Origin of the sequence: Maribacter sp. IgM3_T14_3 (genome assembly GCF_049603095.1) — a bacterium.
Taxonomy (GTDB): domain Bacteria; phylum Bacteroidota; class Bacteroidia; order Flavobacteriales; family Flavobacteriaceae; genus Maribacter.
Genome location: NZ_CP187138.1, coordinates 2,813,091 through 2,831,456, shown reverse-complemented (window position 1 = coordinate 2,831,456; position 18,366 = coordinate 2,813,091). Strand labels below are relative to the sequence as shown.

General features: G+C 35.9%; 15 protein-coding genes and 1 tRNA gene. 6 read left to right on the top strand and 10 right to left on the bottom strand.

The window, feature by feature from the left end; translation table 11 throughout:
- Positions 1 to 15: 15 nt before the first annotated feature.
- On the top strand, positions 16 to 1,377 hold the full coding sequence (locus ACPF9A_RS12650; protein WP_423997424.1) for a GH1 family beta-glucosidase: 1,362 nt from the start codon (positions 16 to 18) through the stop codon (positions 1,375 to 1,377).
- Between the two features lie 133 nt (positions 1,378 to 1,510).
- Here ACPF9A_RS12650 and ACPF9A_RS12645 read toward each other — a convergent pair whose 3' ends face one another.
- From ACPF9A_RS12645 to ACPF9A_RS12620, 6 genes are all read right to left on the bottom strand, one after another.
- The gene (locus ACPF9A_RS12645; RefSeq protein WP_423997422.1) at positions 1,511 to 2,689 is read right to left on the bottom strand and encodes an acyl-CoA dehydrogenase family protein; all 1,179 of its coding nucleotides are present in this window, start codon (positions 2,687 to 2,689) and stop codon (positions 1,511 to 1,513) included.
- Positions 2,690 to 2,744: 55 nt separating this feature from the next.
- Positions 2,745 to 3,404, bottom strand: coding sequence for a tRNA1(Val) (adenine(37)-N6)-methyltransferase (locus tag ACPF9A_RS12640; protein ID WP_423997420.1), 660 nt, complete (start codon positions 3,402 to 3,404; stop codon positions 2,745 to 2,747).
- A 63-nt stretch (positions 3,405 to 3,467) separates the two neighbouring features.
- Complete coding sequence (locus ACPF9A_RS12635) at positions 3,468 to 4,181, bottom strand: LytR/AlgR family response regulator transcription factor (protein ID WP_423997418.1); 714 nt, start codon at positions 4,179 to 4,181, stop codon at positions 3,468 to 3,470.
- Positions 4,178 to 5,047, bottom strand: coding sequence for a sensor histidine kinase (locus ACPF9A_RS12630; protein ID WP_423997416.1), 870 nt, complete (start codon positions 5,045 to 5,047; stop codon positions 4,178 to 4,180). Before ACPF9A_RS12630 ends, ACPF9A_RS12635 begins: the two co-directional genes overlap by 4 nt.
- Before the next feature lie 319 nt (positions 5,048 to 5,366).
- Complete coding sequence (gene rimM / locus ACPF9A_RS12625; RefSeq protein ID WP_423997414.1) at positions 5,367 to 5,894, bottom strand: ribosome maturation factor RimM; 528 nt, start codon at positions 5,892 to 5,894, stop codon at positions 5,367 to 5,369.
- Positions 5,895 to 5,907: 13 nt separating this feature from the next.
- The gene (locus tag ACPF9A_RS12620; protein WP_423997412.1) at positions 5,908 to 6,483 is read right to left on the bottom strand and encodes a 30S ribosomal protein S16; all 576 of its coding nucleotides are present in this window, start codon (positions 6,481 to 6,483) and stop codon (positions 5,908 to 5,910) included.
- A gap of 387 nt (positions 6,484 to 6,870) precedes the next feature.
- On the opposite strand from ACPF9A_RS12620, the gene dnaE reads away from it, so the two are divergent.
- The 4 genes from dnaE (at position 6,871) to ACPF9A_RS12600 (ending at position 13,029) form a co-directional block, all read left to right on the top strand.
- On the top strand, positions 6,871 to 11,307 hold the full coding sequence (gene dnaE, locus ACPF9A_RS12615) for a DNA polymerase III subunit alpha (RefSeq protein ID WP_423997410.1): 4,437 nt from the start codon (positions 6,871 to 6,873) through the stop codon (positions 11,305 to 11,307).
- A gap of 211 nt (positions 11,308 to 11,518) precedes the next feature.
- Positions 11,519 to 11,836, top strand: a complete 318-nt coding sequence (gene trxA / locus ACPF9A_RS12610) for a thioredoxin (RefSeq protein WP_013550701.1) — start codon at positions 11,519 to 11,521, stop codon at positions 11,834 to 11,836.
- 117 nt (positions 11,837 to 11,953) lie between these two features.
- A complete protein-coding gene (locus ACPF9A_RS12605) occupies positions 11,954 to 12,883 on the top strand; it encodes a DUF58 domain-containing protein (protein WP_423997408.1) in 930 nt (309 codons plus the stop codon).
- Between the two features lie 72 nt (positions 12,884 to 12,955).
- Positions 12,956 to 13,029, top strand: a tRNA-Asp gene (locus tag ACPF9A_RS12600).
- Between the two features lie 291 nt (positions 13,030 to 13,320).
- Here ACPF9A_RS12600 and ACPF9A_RS12595 read toward each other — a convergent pair.
- On the bottom strand, positions 13,321 to 14,412 hold the full coding sequence (locus ACPF9A_RS12595; protein WP_423997406.1) for a Fic family protein: 1,092 nt from the start codon (positions 14,410 to 14,412) through the stop codon (positions 13,321 to 13,323).
- Between the two features lie 150 nt (positions 14,413 to 14,562).
- On the opposite strand from ACPF9A_RS12595, the gene ACPF9A_RS12590 reads away from it, so the two are divergent.
- Positions 14,563 to 15,375 (top strand): endonuclease/exonuclease/phosphatase family protein, encoded by an 813-nt coding sequence (locus ACPF9A_RS12590; protein ID WP_423997404.1) that lies wholly within the window; start codon positions 14,563 to 14,565, stop codon positions 15,373 to 15,375.
- A 3-nt stretch (positions 15,376 to 15,378) separates the two neighbouring features.
- On the opposite strand, the gene ACPF9A_RS12585 is transcribed toward ACPF9A_RS12590, so the two are convergent.
- The 3 genes from ACPF9A_RS12585 to ACPF9A_RS12575 all read right to left on the bottom strand — a co-directional run bounded on the left by ACPF9A_RS12585 (position 15,379) and on the right by ACPF9A_RS12575 (position 18,357).
- Positions 15,379 to 16,515, bottom strand: a complete 1,137-nt coding sequence (locus tag ACPF9A_RS12585; RefSeq protein ID WP_423997402.1) for a DUF4236 domain-containing protein — start codon at positions 16,513 to 16,515, stop codon at positions 15,379 to 15,381.
- A 118-nt stretch (positions 16,516 to 16,633) separates the two neighbouring features.
- Positions 16,634 to 17,659: an MBL fold metallo-hydrolase gene (locus ACPF9A_RS12580; RefSeq protein ID WP_423997400.1), complete on the bottom strand. Its 1,026-nt coding sequence runs from the start codon at positions 17,657 to 17,659 to the stop codon at positions 16,634 to 16,636.
- A gap of 5 nt (positions 17,660 to 17,664) precedes the next feature.
- Complete coding sequence (locus tag ACPF9A_RS12575) at positions 17,665 to 18,357, bottom strand: hypothetical protein (RefSeq protein WP_423997398.1); 693 nt, start codon at positions 18,355 to 18,357, stop codon at positions 17,665 to 17,667.
- Positions 18,358 to 18,366 lie beyond the last annotated feature (9 nt).

The following is an 18,366-nucleotide window of genomic DNA, read 5'->3' as shown; positions in this document are numbered from 1 at the left end:
AAAAGCCCAATTCAATTGAAAGAACAAAAAGAGCCCTTTTTGAATGCATCAGATTTTGGTAAAGATTTTACATGGGGCGTATCAACGGCAGCATATCAAATTGAAGGTGGTCATGATGCAGATGGTAAAGGCCGATCCATTTGGGACAAGTTTACCGACACCCCGAAAATGATTCATAATGGAGAGAATGCAAATGTCTCTTGCGATTTTTATCATAAGTATAAAGAAGATATTCTTTTGATGAAGTCTATGAATATTGACAACTATAGATTCTCATTATCGTGGACCAGAATTTCACCCTATGGTATAGGAACCATAAATGCGGCAGGATTAGATTTCTATAATAAGGTAATAGACTTTTGCCTAGAAAACGAAATTACACCTTGGGTTACGCTCTACCATTGGGATCTACCACAAATATTGGAAAATAAAGGAGGATGGACAAATAGACAAATTGTAACATGGTTCTCTGAATTTACAAAAGTCTGCGCCAATGCCTTTGGCGACCGGGTAAAACATTGGATGGTTTTAAATGAACCCATGGTATTCACTGGAGCTGGATATTTTTTAGGCGTGCATGCACCCGGAAAGAAGGGATTAAAGAATTTTCTACCCGCTGCACACCACGCAGTTCTTTGTCAGTCGGAAGGTGGCAGAATACTCAGAAAATTAGTACCTGGCGCACAAATAGGCACTACATTTTCATGCTCACAAATTACCCCGTACAGACAGAATAAGCGAGATAAAAAAACTGCAATAATGGTAGATGCTTTGCTCAATCGTCTATTTATTGAACCCGCTCTAGGCTTAGGTTACCCCACAATTGAAGCTCCAATTCTAAAAAAATTGCAACCCTACATTCAGCCGACCGACATGGAAGACTGTAAGTTCGATTTTGATTTTATCGGAATTCAAAACTATACTCGCGAGAAAGTAAAGTACAGTCTTTTGGTGCCATATATAAGAGCTAAAATTGTAAAAGCCAGCAAACGAAATGTAGAAACCACCTTGATGGATTGGGAAGTATACCCACCCAGCATTTACAATATGATTAAGAAATTCGGTGAGTATCCTCAGATTAAAAAAATAATTATCACAGAGAATGGCGCTGCTTTTAAAGACACCATTGAAGGAGAAATTATAACTGACACAGACCGATTAAATTTTCTACAAAGTTATTTGAGTGAAGTACTAAGAGCGAAACAAGAAGGCTTAAATATTCATGGATATTTCGTGTGGACATTTACAGATAATTTTGAATGGGCAGAAGGTTACCATCCAAGATTCGGATTGGTACATATCGATTTTAAAACACTAAAGAGAACGATTAAAGAATCAGGGAAATGGTTTTCTAAATTCTTATCCTACAGAAAATAGGGCATAAAAAAAGCCGATGCTCCCATCGGCTTAAGCTTTTATCCAAAAAACATGCACACATCTTACACGCGCTGTTCAAAGGTATATGTACGTTCTTTATTCTATGTTAAGGCAATTATACCAAAATGTTACCTTATTGAAAAGCTGGCATTCCTGTAATATCTGCACCTGTTATCAACAAATGAATATCATGAGTACCTTCATAGGTAATTACACTTTCTAAGTTCATCATATGGCGCATAATGCTGTATTCACCAGTAATACCCATACCACCTAATACCTGTCTAGCTTCGCGAGCAATGTTAATAGCCATCTCAACATTGTTTCTTTTCGCCATTGATATTTGAGCAGTAGTCGCCTTACCTTCATTCTTTAACTGACCTAATCTAAACGCTAATAATTGCGCCTTGGTAATTTCGGTTATCATTTCTGCCAATTTCTTTTGTTGCAATTGCGTAGCTGCAATAGGCTTACCGAATTGCACACGCTCTTTTGCATATCTTAATGCCGTATCATAACAATCCATCGCTGCACCGATTGCACCCCAAGCAATACCGAATCTTGCAGAATCTAAACAACCTAATGGCGCACCTAATCCTGATTTATTTGGCAAAAGATTTTCTTTCGGAACTTTTACGTTATCAAAAATCAATTCTCCTGTAGCCGAAGCTCTTAAGGACCATTTGTTATGCGTTTCTGGCGTTGTGAAACCTTCCATACCACGTTCAACAATTAAACCATGAATACGACCTTCTTCATTCTTCGCCCATACAACGGCAATATCACAGAAAGGTGAATTTGATATCCAAAGTTTAGCACCGTTTAAAAGATAATGATCACCCATATCTTTATACTTGGTTTCCATACCGCTTGGGTTAGAACCATGGTTAGGCTCGGTTAACCCGAAAGACCCCATCCATTCACCAGAAGCTAATTTTGGTAAATATTTTTTTCGTTGTTCTTCTGTACCGTACGTGAATATAGGGTACATTACTAAAGACGATTGTACCGATGCCGTAGAGCGAACACCACTATCGCCCCTCTCAATTTCTTGCATGATGAGTCCGTAACTAATTTGATCAAGTCCTGCACCACCATACTCTTCAGGAATGTATGGACCAAAAGCACCTATTTCGGCAAGACCTTTTATTATCTGCTTTGGAAATTCTGCTTTTTGAGCATATTCTTCAATTATAGGAGATACATCTCGCTTCACCCATTGGCGTGCGGCATCGCGAATTAACAGATGTTCTTCAGAAAATAAATCATCTAAGTTGTAGTAATCTGGTGCTTCAAATAAATCTGGTCTCATAACAATGCTTTTATCAAAGATAAATAAAGAAATATAACGTTATGCAAGACTAAAGTTACATTTTTAAATAAAACGCTTTAGTCAAGTCCACATACTCAGCAGTATAGACATGCCTGTCTGTTTCAATGACCAACTCGGCAGTCTTACATTCTTGCTCTTTTCTAGAGAACGCCAATAACACACGTTTTATTTCTGAAGTCGGGTTCCCTTTTACATGAAGACATTCTTTTGGAAACAAACCTAAGTCCGCCGCCATTTGCACAAATGCCTCTTTTTCTTTAAAAGGAATAATTGTAGCGAACTGTCCGTTTTCAGTTAACAATTTTGAAACTCCGGCAAGAAGCTCGTTGAAAGGGAGAAACTCATTTTGTCGTGCTTGATCCCGCTGTAGATTGCCTGAAGTTACTGTTTCAGCATAAAAAGGTGGGTTACACACAATCAATTCATATTGGTCTTCGATTTCATCAACAAACTCATCGAGACCCGCATGGTAGCAATATAACCGATCTCCCCATGGCGATAACTCAAAATTCTCTACACATTGCTCATAGGCATCTGCATCAATTTCAATAGCATCCATTACCTCTGCAAAGCAACGTTGTGCCAACATTAAAGAAATTACACCTGTACCAGCACCAATATCAAGAATAGATTCAGGATTGTTTTCGACATTTGCCCAAGCACCTAAAAGAACACCGTCAGTACCAATTTTCATTGCACAGCGATCTTGGTTGACACAGAACTGCTTAAATTTAAAAGGTTCGCTCACAGTAAAATCCTAATCCGTTAAATCATTTAATATTCTACTTTTGGCATCTGTCAAGTAGCTTCTACCGATAGTATATCTTATACCACCAATTTCAACACTATTACCTTCAACCACACTAACCTTATCAACGGCAATGGTATACGATCTATGAATTCTAAGAAAATTATCGCCTGGTAACTCATCGGTAAAACTACTTAGCGTTCTATGGATAATATATTTTGCGGTAGGGGTAATAATTCTGATATAATCTTTAAGGCTTTCTATCACCATAATTTCATCAAGATATATTTTCTGAAGTTTCTTTTTATCGACCTTTACAAAAATAGAAGGCTTCTCGTCTTTATCTGACGAACCATTGTCTATTCCTTTCTTTAAACCAATTACACGGTCTACAGATTTAAAAAAACGTGGTAAAGAAATAGGCTTTACCAAATAATCTATCGCCTCTAGCTCAAAACTCTTCAATGCATGCTCTTCATGTGCCGTTGTCATGATTACAAATGGTTTTTTATGCAGGGTACTCAAGAATTCCAATCCGTCAAGAAAAGGCATATTAATATCTAAGAACATAATATCAACTTGGTTGTCTCTTAAAAAAGTTGATGCATCTAAGGCATTTGAAAAGGTGCCTTCTAACTGCAGTTCTTTAACTCTGAGAATATAGTTTTTAAGCACGTTTACTGCCAACGGTTCATCATCTACTACTATCACTTTCAAAATCATATTACCTTAAGCTTTAAAAAAACATTGAACATTTTATTCTCTTCGAATATCTGCAAATCATAATCATTTTTACCATAGCCCAACTCTAAACGCTTTTTCACATTCGACAAACCGATACCACCTCTTTTTACAGGATAAACATATTCTTTATTGACATTAGGTATAGAGTTTGAGACTTTAAAATCCATAAAGCCGTCTTCAACTTTTACGTCAATTTTAATTTTCATTTCGCCAATATTCTTACTGGCTCCATGTTTAAAACAATTTTCTATAAGTGGGATAAGTAACATCGGTGGTATTTTACAATTACCAAGGTCGCCAGATATATTCATATCAATCTTTAAAGAGTCATCGAACCGAATGCGCTCCAAATCTATGTAATTTCTAATACAATTAATTTCGCTGGTTAAATCTTGCCGTTGCTTTTTTGTTGCATACAATAAATAACGCATTAGCTCAGATAATTTTAAAATAACCTCAGGCGCCTGATCAGATTTTTCTAGCGTTAAAGAATAGATATTATTTAAGGTATTGAAAAAGAAATGTGGAGAAACCTGAGAACGTAAAAAACGGAGCTCAGTTTTTAATTGTCGCTTTTCTAAATCGTGAAGCTTACTGCTTTCTCTAAGCCAATCTACCGTAAGTTTAATTGCGGTAAAAAATGATATTACATACACTTCACCTATCATAGTTTGCACAGCGTAACCAACTGTAAGTGTATCTATAACCTCGTTCGCTTCGGGCATAACATCTGTGCTCACCAAATAATAGGTAAGGTTATATTTGAATAAGAGCATTACGACTAAAGCCAACAATATATAAACAGTATACTGAACGTATTTTTTGGTATAAATGAACTTTGGCATTAAGTAGTAGGCATTCAAATACGCCAAAAACATGTGTATAGGAAAACCTATTAAATTGGTACGTAAAGAAAGTAGAAAATCGTCGTGAATGAAGGTCCAACGAAAAGTATTAAACCCAAAGTAGACCGACCAAAATAAAATATGGTGCCAGGGTTTAATATTTTTATTAATAGAAGAAAAATACCTGTTAAAGTATTTCGTAACCCTATTGGCCATATTAATTTTTTCCTTAATTACAATGACTGCTAAAACTAAGAAAAAATAAGCCTATTCAACTTGAATTAATAAATCTTAAAAATATTGAGTTGAAACTTAATAATTACGAAAGATATAAATCAACAAGTCCCTCTGGGGTCTTCACAAAAATACTTTTGTTCTCGCGGTCTATTTTGGTAACAATATCATCGTTAACAGGTATAAGAAGTTGCTTATCTTCTTTTTCGACTTCGAACAAGGCTTGCGCTGTAGTATCGTTTACACTTTGTACAATACCAATATCACCATGAACGGAGTCTATCATGGTAAAACCGATTATTTCGTGATAATAAAACTTGTTACCCGTAAGTTTAGGTAACATGGTAAGGGGTAAATAGAGTCCAGATTTCATAATGCGGTCTGCATCAGATTCTGATTTCACCTCTTCAAAATCTATGCGAAGTAAGTTCGATTTATGAAGGCGGCATTTTTTAATAAAAAATGGAACCAGATTGTTTCCTAAAGAAACGAATACTGATTCCATGTTTTCGTATATCTCGGGATTATCGGTATCTAGTTTTACTAGTACCTCACCTTTGAAACTATATTTTGAAACTATATTACCTAGGTAGAAACAATCTTCCTTTCGCATCGCTTCTTAAAAATTATGCTTTATCTTCTTCAGCAGCCGGAGCTTCTGGAGTTTCAACAACTTGTTCTGGCTCGCCAGCAGCTTCAACAGCTTCTACTTCAGCTTCAGCGTTTTCACCTTCAGCAACTTCTGGTAAAGCAGCAGCGGCAGCATCAGCAGCACGCTTAGCGTTTACTTCCTTTTCTAATTTCAAGGCAGCAGTTCTAGCATCAGCTTTAACTTTATCTAAACCACCAACTTTATCAGCAATAGCTTGTTCTTTTTCAGAAACCCAAGTATTGAATTTTTCTTCAGCTTGCTCTTCAGTTAATGCACCTTTACGAACACCACCTAATAAGTGATGCTTTAAAAGAACACCTCTATAAGAAAGAATTGCTTTAGCAGTATCTGTAGGTTGTGCACCATTTTGCAACCATTTTACTGAACTATCAACATCAAGTTCAATTGTTGCAGGGTTTGTATTAGGATTGTAGATACCTAATTTCTCTAAGAATTTACCATCTCTTTTAGCTCTTGCATCTGCAGCAACTACCCAATAGAATGGTTTTCCTTTTTTACCGTGTCTTTGTAATCTAATTTTTACTGGCATATCACATTAATTTGTAGGGTGCTCGACCCTTGATTATTAATTCTAGTTTTTCGCTTACTCTTAAGCGGGTGCAAATATAATTCAAAATACCGAATTGACAACCACTAATAATAGTTATTTAAAAAACAATAGAAAGATTTCAATATAATTCAGATGTAAAAATAAGAAAACATCACACAAACCACATTAAACACTGATGTATACTAACAATTATCAATTCATGTTACAAATTAAAATTTAGTGAATCATTCTTTATTATACACCAATTATGTCGTTCGTTAATAACTCTTAGCAACTCTACTTTTTCAAACAACTCCTTTTTTGTAATTTTATAGGCACTTTTTAGGTCAAGTAACTGACCACTTTTGAACACACAGAAAACTCGCTATGTACCTCATCTTTGATACCGAAACCACCGGTCTTCCAAAAAATTGGAACGCCCCTATTACCGACACCGACAACTGGCCACGTTGTATACAAATAGCATGGCAGTTGCATGACGAAATGGGAAAATGCATTGAGCATGAAGACTATCTAGTTCGCCCAGACGGATTCAACATTCCCTATGACGCCGAACAAATTCACGGTATATCTACTGAGCTGGCAGAGCAAAAAGGTATTTCTCTATCTGAGGTATTAGAGAAATTCAACATTGCCATGTCTAAAACAAAATTTGTGGTAGGGCAGAATGTGGGTTTTGATTTAAATATTATGGGTGCGGAATTCCACCGAATGGGTGTTGAAAATCCGTTACAAGAACTTCCTATTTTAGACACTTGTACAGAGCATACGGCACAACTTTGTCAAATACCCGGTGGTCGTGGTGGTAAGTTCAAGCTTCCTACATTAACAGAATTACATCAATACTTATTCGGCGAACCTTTTGGCGAAGCGCACAATGCAACTGCCGATGTTGAGGCGACCACGCGTTGCTTTTTAGAGCTTATACGTAAGCAAGAGTACACCAAAGAACAGTTGGATGTTCAACCTGATTATTTCAAGAATTTCTCTGAGGCGAATCCAAAAGAAATTGAACTTATCGGTCTTAAACATATCAACCTAAAAAAGGCATCGAAAAAAATAGCCGATGCACTTTGGGCAAAAGATACGGGCGGTGTAACAGAAGAAGAAATAGAAGTGAATTTGGCAACATTAGAAAATGCCAGTTTTGCACATCTACACAACCATACACAGTTCTCGATATTACAATCTACCACCAGTATATCAGATTTAATTGCCAATACCGCCAAAGCAAAAATGCCTGCGGTCGCAATGACGGATCATGCGAACATGATGGGTGCCTTTCACTTCGTAAACGGGGTACTGAACCATAACAAAGGTGTAGTCTCTAGAAATGAAGCGAACCAAAAACGATTTGAAGCGACCAAAAACGGCACGTTAGAAGAAGGGCAAGAACCTTTAACCGAATTACCGGAACCGGAACAAGAAATCACCCCAATTATAGGTTGTGAATTTCAAGTTTGTGAAGATCATACCAATAAATCGCAAAAAGACAACGGGTACCAAATAGTAATGCTTGCCAAGACTAAACAAGGGTATTTAAACCTTGCGAAAATGTCTTCTATAGCATTCGTTTCGGGTAAGTATTATGTACCACGTATCGACAAGAAAGTTGTTGAGCAATACAAAGAAGATGTCATTGTTTTAACAGGAAACTTGTATGGTGAGGTTCCGAGTAAAGTTTTGAACGTAGGTGAAAATCAGGCTGAAGAAGCGTTAATTTGGTGGAAAGAGACTTTTGGTGATGATCTATATATCGAAATCATGCGTCACGGTCAAGAAGATGAAGACCGGGTAAACCAAGTATTGATTCAGTTTGCAAAAAAACATAATGTAAAGCTAGTTGCTACCAACAATACCTATTATGCAGAAAAGGAAAATGCACATGCGCATGATATTCTTTTATGTGTAAAGGACGGCGAAAAACAAGCGACACCGATCGGTCGTGGTCGTGGCTATCGCTACGGCTTACCAAACCAAGAATACTACTTTAAATCATCTGATGAGATGAAAGAGCTTTTTAAGGATATTCCTGAAGCTATCATCAATATTCAAGAAATCGTAGACAAGGTTGATACCTTTACCTTGGCACGTGATGTACTGTTACCTGCTTTTGATATCCCAGAAGAATTTCAATTTGAAGAAGACAAACTTGATAAGGGTAAACGTGGGGAAAATAAATTTTTACGTCATATTACCTATGAAGGTGCCAAGAAAAGATACGGCGAAATAACGCCAGCAATTGATGAGCGATTAGACTTTGAACTTAAAGTAATCGAAAAAACCGGTTATCCTGGTTACTTCTTAATTGTTGAAGATTTTATAAGGGCAGCAAGAGCTATGGATGTTTCCGTAGGTCCCGGTCGTGGATCTGCCGCAGGTTCTGCCGTTGCCTACTGTTTATGGATTACGAATTTAGACCCTATTAAGTACGACCTGCTTTTTGAGCGTTTCTTAAATCCGGATCGTGTGTCTATGCCCGATATTGATATTGACTTTGATGATGAAGGTCGTGGTCGCGTTATGGATTATGTAATCAATAAATATGGTTCAAATCAAGTAGCACAGATAATCACTTATGGTACCATGGCTGCCAAATCTGCCATTAGAGATACAGCTCGTGCCTTAGATTTGCCTTTGCAAGATTCCGATCGCATGGCGAAGTTGATACCCGATATGTCTAAACTGAAAAAGATTATTGGGGTCGATGAAAAAATCTTAAGGGCGAAATTTCGGTCTGAAGATTTAGAAAAAATAAATGAGCTTTTGGCGATTTCTGAGGGCGATGGTCTTGAAGCAGAAACTCTAAACCAAGCTTATATTCTAGAGGGATCTGTTCGTAACACTGGTATTCATGCCTGTGGGGTTATTATTACTCCCGATGATATTACCAAGTTCGTTCCCGTAGCGCTGGCTAAAGACTCTGAGATGTACTGTACCCAATTCGACAACTCGGTTGTGGAAGATGCAGGATTGTTGAAGATGGATTTCTTGGGATTAAAAACACTGACCTTAATTAAGGATACCGTTAAAATCGTAAAAGCGAAACACGGTGTTGTTTTAGATCCGGAGAATTTTCCGTTAGATGATGTAAAAACATACGAACTCTTTCAAAGAGGAGAAACTGTTGGGGTGTTCCAATATGAATCTCCTGGTATGCAGAAACACATGAGGGCTTTAAAACCTACTGTTTTTGCAGATTTAATTGCCATGAACGCTTTGTATCGTCCTGGTCCGATGGAATATATACCAAGTTTCATTGCTCGTAAACATGGTACCGAAGAAATTGTATATGATCTTGATGCTAACGAAGAATACTTAGCAGAAACCTATGGTATTACGGTATACCAAGAGCAAGTGATGCTCTTATCGCAAAAATTGGCAGACTTTACAAAAGGTGAAGCTGATGTCTTGCGTAAGGCGATGGGTAAAAAGCAAAAATATGTACTTGATAAAATGAAGCCCAAGTTCATTGAACAAGCTTCAGCAAAAGGACATGCCGTTGATAAATTAGAAAAAATCTGGAAAGATTGGGAAGCATTTGCAGCGTACGCCTTCAACAAATCTCACTCTACCTGCTATGCATGGATCGCATACCAGACCGCATATTGTAAAGCCCACTACCCTGCCGAATATATGGCCGCAGTATTGAGTAATAATATGAATGACATTAAGCAGGTTACTTTCTTTATGGAAGAATGTAAACGAATGGGCTTAGATGTACTGGGGCCAGATGTAAACGAATCGTACTACAAATTTGCCGTGAATGATGCCGGTGCTGTCCGTTTCGGAATGGGCGCCGTAAAAGGCGTCGGTCGTGGTGCCGTTGAAACTATTGTAGAGAACAGAAAAGAAGAAGGAAGCTATAAATCCGTTTTTGATTTTGCCAAACGGATTGACCTTCGTGCCGCCAACAAAAAGGCATTTGAAAGTTTAGCAGTTGCCGGCGGATTCGATTCTTTCGGCGATACCCATAGAGCACAATATTTTCATGATGAGGGAGACGGAGTTACATTTCTAGAGAAGACAATTAAGTATGGCGCTAAGTTTCAAGAAAGTGAAAATTCTAGTCAAGTAAGCTTATTTGGTGATGCCAGCGAAGTACAAATACCAGAACCTGTAGTACCGCCATGTGAAGAATGGGGAACGATGGAGAAGCTTCGAAGAGAAAAAGAAGTGGTCGGTATTTATATTTCCGGACACCCATTAGATGATTTTAAAACCGAAGTAAAGGCATTTTGCAATGCCAATATAGCTTGCGTAAATGATTTGCCAACCTATGTAAATAGAGAACTTACGTTTGCCGCTGTAATAACAGACGTGCAACACAGGGTTTCTAAAAATGGGAAAGGTTGGGCGGCTTTCACAATGGAAGATTATACGGACTCTTATGAATTCCGCATTTTTGGTGAGGAGTATTTGAAATTCAGACACTTCTTAATGATCAATTCATTTGCCTACGTAAAGTTATTTGTTCGTGATGGATGGATGAATAAGGACACCGGTAAAAAAGGAGATCCCAGAATGCAGTTCAATAGCTTTATGCTTCTGCAGGAAGTTATGGAAACATATGCGAAGAAACTTACTATAAAATTGAACATTGCCGAACTGAAAGAAGAAAAAGTGAGAGCTTTAAAAGACGTTTTCACCAATCATAAAGGTGATCACGCCATCAATTTTATCGTTTATGAGATGGAAGAGAAGATAAAAGTGAATTTAAATAGCCGAAAACAAAAAGTACAGATTTCAAGTGAATTATTACAACTTTTAGAAAAACAAGACGTTCATTTTAAACTAAATTAAATCGGCAAGTATTAGGCTAGCTATCTAAAATGGAAAATTTTCGCAAACAGTAACCGCTAACTACAACCTTAATTTACTAGTGGACTGTAAGAAAAGAACTATATAAATAGATAAATTAGCTTGATACCTTAATAGACAAAAGGAATTGTTGACCCGTAAGGAAACAGAAGAATAATTGACTAAATTTGCATAATCAATAAAAGTAAATAAGATGGCATTAGAAATAACAGATGCTACTTTTGACGAGGTAGTATTAAAAAGCGATAAACCAGTAGTAGTAGATTTTTGGGCAGCATGGTGCGGTCCTTGTCGTATGGTTGGTCCGATCATAGACGAAGTTAGTACTGAATACGACGGTAAAGCTGTTGTTGGTAAAGTTGATGTAGATGCAAATCAAGAATTCGCAGCTAAATACGGGGTACGTAATATACCTACCGTATTAGTATTTAAAAATGGTGAAATTGTAAGCAGACAAGTAGGTGTATCACCTAAGAAAGTTTACACAGATGCTATTGACGCAGCTTTGTAAGCACTACATATTTATATAAAAGATAAAAAGAGCTGGCATATGTCAGCTCTTTTTATTTGGTTTAATTTTAATTCGACCGATACATCTAGTTGAATTGTCTTTAGTATCTTTAATATTGTGAATTTACAATCAGAATTAAACAAATCATCTTTATTCTCTAATCTTGAGCTGCTAGCCAACCAAGTAGTAGAAGGTTTTATTAGTGGAATACACCGAAGTCCGTTTCATGGTTTTTCAGCGGAATTTGCTGAACATAAAATTTATAATAATGGGGAAAGCACCAGGCATATAGACTGGAAGCTTTTTGCAAAGACAGATAAATTGTACACAAAACGGTACGAAGAAGAGACGAATTTAAGGTGCCACATGATATTGGATAATTCTGCATCCATGTATTATCCGCAAGTAGATAATTTAAGTATTGATTCTTTGAACAAAATAGGATTTAGTGTCTTAGCCATAGCTGCATTAATGAACGTTCTTAAAAGACAGCGCGATGCTGTAGGGTTAAGTATTTATTCAGATACATATAATTACTATGCACCCGAAAAAGGAAGCGAACGTCATTTTCAAATGTTATTGGCACAATTAAGTGCAGTTGGTATGACTAAAAATCCGCCAAAAGAGACAAATACTTATACCTATTTACATCAAATTGCAGAGAATATTAAACGCAGAAGTCTCATTTTTCTGTTTACAGACATGTTTCAAACCGAAAAAAATGATGATGAATTGTTCGAAGCGCTCCGCCATTTAAAATATAATAAGCATGATGTCGTACTTTTTCACCCGATGGATAAACAGCACGAATTATTCTTCAATTTTGAAAATACACCGAAGAGATTTGTCGATGTAGAAACCGGTGAACATTTAGACTTGTATGCCGATAATATTAAAGAAGCTTATAATGAACGTATTACTGCGTATTTATCTGATATAAAAATGAAATGCGCCCAATATAAAATCAAATATGTGGATATTGATATACAGCGAGATTTCTCTACAGTGCTCAATACTTTTCTTGTAGAAAGAAATAAATTTCTCTAGAGTGAAAAAAAAGTAAAAAAAATGTTTGTGCAATACAAATAACTGTATATATTTGCACTCGCTAAACGCCACGGTCTGGTAGTTCAGTTGGTTAGAATACCTGCCTGTCACGCAGGGGGTCGCGGGTTCGAGTCCCGTCCAGACCGCAAAAGCCTCTATTTTTAGAGGCTTTTTTATTATAAATAACTGATAATCAATGTTATAAAAATGTTAATGTTAAAAAAAGTTAATCAGCGTGCTGCGTTCGTGCTGCATTTTTGCCCCTTTTTTACTTCTTTGCAGCATTTTACATTACTTCTTCACTCCTCTATTATATAATTGTAAAAGGATATAAACCTTGGTTTATTCAGTAAGTACATTTATATGGCACTATCTGTATGTATTTGAAAGAGGATGACATGACTCCTTTTATGAACTATGAAATTCTTTAGTGTAGTTTAAACGAGTAGTTTATATCTAGTACTACGCCCACCGCCAATAGGTTCAAATATCCCTTTTTGAACTAATTCCCGTAAATCTCTTGTGGCAGTTGCCTTTGATGCACTAGCAATGGAAACATATTTACGTGCGTTCATACCACCCTCAAAACCTTGATGACCTTCTTCCAACATTCTCCGAACTACTTTTTGTTGTCGCTCGTTTAGCTCAACTTTAAGGTTGTCAAAGAACTTGGCCTTCTTAAGGGTAAATTCAATTTCTTGCTCGGCATCAATTTGAGCATCCAAAACTGTTTGAACAAAGTAGTTTATCCAATCAGTAATTTTGTTTGAACGCTGAGCAGACTTTAGGGCATCATAATATTTATTCTTATTGCGCTCTATGGATTTGGATAGACTAAAAAGAACAGGTCTACCGATGCTTTGTGAAAGAGCTTTTTCAGCTATGGCTCTACCTATTCTGCCATTACCATCTTCAAATGGATGTATGGTTTCAAAATATAAATGTGCAATAGCTGACCTTATGATGGGTTTCTTGATAGTAATTTGAGATTCATTAAACCACCCTATAAATGCACTCATTTCAGAAGAAACGGTATTTGATGGTGGCGCTTCAAAATGAACAATTTCTCGACCTATAGCTCCAGAAACTATTTGCATGGGTTCTTCGTGCGAACGCCATTGACCTATTTCTATTCCTTTACTACCTTTCATTAGCATGGTATGCCAATCAAAAAGCATCTTTTCTGTGAGAGGGGAGGTAAAGTGTTTACGGATTGCCAGCATTAAATCGGTTATTCCTTCAACTCTTTTATCCTTAGATGCAGGTAGCTCAGAATTTAAGCCCAAATTCCTTCTTATAGAGGACATGACGTCTTTTCGGCTCAGATACTCTCCCTCTATCTCCGAGGTCTTTATAGCTTCGGAAACCATTAAGTTTATCATAGCTTCTGTCTGTTCGGATTCAGAAAAACCATCCAATACTCCACTAATGCGCCCCGTACGCTTTGCAAAATCATAGAGTAAATCTTCAACAGCCTCAGTTTCATACTGAAAATGAGGCCAGTCTTTTTGCTGCCAATTATATTTCATGAGCCGATTAAACTAATTATTCGGCTCAAATATAGTATTTTTATGAGTTGATTAAGTAGTTTATTTGGCTCATTCAAACATTCATTACAGATTTACGTAAATCTGTAACATTAACTTTCAGTAGCTTTGCATTTAATTGAATGAACAGGCATGTTTCAGATAATACTCCTCTTATTACTCGTTTTAACTTCATTACAAACCTTCTCACAACAAGAAGAAATCAACATAATCTCTTGGAACATCCAAGATTTTGGAAAGACTAAAAGCAATGATGAATTGAACGAAATGGCAGAACTGTTGAGAGATGCCGATATTGTGGCTATACAAGAAGTAGTATCTGGTTTTGGTGGTGCGCAAGCAGTGGCCAAACTAACCGATATACTTAACCGTAAAGGCGCTCAATGGGATTATGCAATCAGTAACCCCACAAGAATTCCAAAATATGTGACCGAGCGCTATGCCATTGTTTGGAAAACAAAACATATTAAGATTAAAAATAGAGGAAGACTCATAAAGGAACTAGAGACCGTAGTTGATCGGGAACCCTTTATACTGGATTTTTACTTAAAGGATAAAAAATTAACCCTTATCAACTTTCACTCAAGGCCTCATGACAAAAACCCTGAGGCCGAAATTAAGGCACTTACCCAATACATAAATAGCAAAATTACCGGACCGCTCATTTTAGCGGGCGACTTTAATGTTGACGAAGCCAACCCGGTATTCAACGATTTTAAGCAAAAAGGGTACTCCCCCGCCGTTACCAACCAAAAAACGACCTTAAAAAGAGCTTGTGATGGTTATGACTATCGAAACCATGCCATTGATAATATATTCTACTCCAAGACCATTGCTAAAACAAAAAGCAGTGTCATCGATTTTGTAAGGGAATGTGACAATTTGGAAAGGGCCCGAAAATTATCAGATCATTTACCTGTTTACTTGAGTATTGAGTTGAAATGAAAATTATGATTCCCTAGAAGCCTTTAACAGGTTTTGATAATTTTTAAAAGCAATGGCAAAATCTTCGGAAAATTCATAATTGCTAAATTCATATTCCTCATTAACTCCTGTATCAGTTGATAATTTAATTTCACCATATTTCACTACTGGTATTTGATAATTACCTTTAAACCGTTTATCCGGAGTGCCGTTTTTATTGACTTTTGCCCAAGTTCTGTCAATTACTCTAGAATCTTTGGGGGTTTTACCTGTCTCAGTAAAACGAACACTACGATGATAAAAATCCAACTCTTCAAAACCTATAATAGCGAATTTGTGCTTTGAAGAGAACATTACAATAAAATTGGGATAAAAATATAAGTCAGCACCGTTTGCATTTTTAAAGTACATTGCATCACAGTCAAATTTTATATCAGGCAGGCTTTTAAATCCAAATCGGACCTCTTTTTTATCCACCAATGTTCCGGCAGATGATCTTGACTTAACGGTGTCTTGAAGACTTGCGCTGGTAACGTCCCAAATTTTATGACAATTACACAAATTCTTGAATGTAGCGACAAGTTTTTTATATTTTAAATTAAATTCTTCATCGAAATCTATTTCTAAATGAACAAAGCAATTATTTATTTGATTTTCAAGTTCAGTAATTACCTCTTTCTGTGCTAAAATATCAGCTTTTATTCTTTCTGAGATTCCTTTGCTAATTAGACCATATAATAATACATAGCTTATGGTCAATTTTAATTTTGTTGATGCTAATTTCGAACTTACTTTTTGAAGATTACGATTAAGTTCGATTCTTTGTTGATGTGCCAATAAAATGGAATCTTTAATTCCTTGCATATCTTGACTTGTAATCTCTTGAACATCTGCACTAATAATTTCCTTTTCGGCATAAATGTGTTGTTCAGAATGTTCTACTGAAACAAATTGATTCTTTTCATAAGCCAGTTTATCTCCAGCTAATCTTTGTCTATGATAAATTCCTGTCCCAGGAACTCCTGTATTCAAATAAACACCTGTTTTCCCAAGCGTAACATTTGCTCCTCTTATACCAATAGAAGTGCTAATACCACTTTTACTAAGGTTTAAATACACACCAGGAATTAATTTAATTCTTCTTCTAAATCTCCAAGCCATGATATTATTAATGTTACTAGATTGTGCAAAAGTTCTTTATTAGCTAAAAATATTATATTTTATCTCCTGCTAATAGTTTAGCCAAAATTGAATGATGATATAATATTTTCATCCACTTTTATAACGGCTCCGCTGTACCCCAATTCCTATCAGGGAAAAGATTTGCTTTAGAGTTAATATGTATAGTTCCTGTTTTATGAGTACTATATGTTTTGCAGTCAGGCAAGTTTTTTTTTATACAACTGATAACAGCTTTTCTAGGGTGTTTTTTGCTTCCATTTGCGGAAACCCAAAATTGTTTAGGATTGAAATTACTAATCCAATTTGTACTTACATTTCTTCTACTTCCGTGATGCGGTAATTGGCAAAAATGCAAATCTTTAATACTGTATCCGTTACTAGCTGCTGATTCAAAAGCATCAACTCCAGCATCTGCTGTAAATAAGTACTTTCGATTACTGGAATCAATAAATTTTGTTAGAACTGATGTCAAATTCTCTGCGGAAGCATCATTTTTTTCATCAACTATATCGCAAGAATTTAATCCTTCTTGTACTTCATTAATATCGCTTTCAGGTTGAATTTTAGAACCTGACGTTTTTAGAATGTCAATGTTTGTAAAATATCTAAGTTGCTGTAAATAAAATATTTTTGACGGACCAACAAATTCAAATAAATTATGGTCTAGTTTATTGTCTGAAAAGGCTTCTAATTTAGGAATTCCATATTGTTCTAGAACATCACTTAGGTCATCAGACTGTTGTAACGAGGCAAAGAGCTTTTTAACTCTTTGGTTCGAATACAAAAATGATTCATTTAAGCTTTTTAATTCATTTCTTTTTGCTTCTTCAATGTAGTCTGTTGGGTCATTGTAATAAAATCGAACAATCTTATTTTTAAAATAATGAACTAAATCTACCAAGCCACCGATATGGTCGGAATGAGGATGGGTACTAATTATTAATATTGGACTATCATTAGAGATGTGTGGTTTTATATAGCTTTCATAATGCTCAATAATTGTTTTTGCGTCTTTTGGGTTACCACCATCAATTATTGTTACAAAGTCAGCGTTTTCTGCTTTTGTCCATATTATATTGCAATCTGCATTGCCAAGTGATAGCATATCAATACTAAAATCCATTTCATTTATTTTTTTAAATATTGTTCGAATAAAATCTTTGCGTAGTATATACCATATCTGTTAATCAAAAACTTACTCAAAATAATTGGCAAAATGTAGATACTTAGAAAGACTAAATTAAGTTTGAATGCAAATGGATTTGGAAAAGTATATTGAAACAAAAAGATATTAATTATTGAAATTACAACAGCTAAAACGCTACCGCCAATCAGATTTCTTACAAAGCCATATTCAATATTGTGCTGAAGTAGGATTGAATTATCTCTAGTAACATTTCTAACTTGAGCCACTGCGCTTGAAATAGTTTTTCTAGCTTCTTCTTCGTTCTCGTTCTCAGAAGTTGAATTTAATAAGTGAATATTAAAGTCAGCAGCTATTTTTTGGGCTATTTGAGATTTTATTGATTTTGCTAAAGAGGTATCTGAATTAAGAAGAAAATTGGTTGTTGGCATATTTAATTCTTCTTTGAAGAATATATTTTGGAATAGTTCTTTTGAAATTAGTCGATTGATTTGCACAAGGAAATAGATTATTGCAATCGAAAGAGTTATGTCGCTAGCCCATTCATAACCCTCCAAAAAGGTCATAAATTCTATTAGTTTTTCGCTAAAGCCAAAATAGTACAAACTGAGAATTGGAATAGAAATTAATATTGTCGGAAACAATCTAGCTTTAATGTAATATTCGTTTATTTTCATATTATGGAA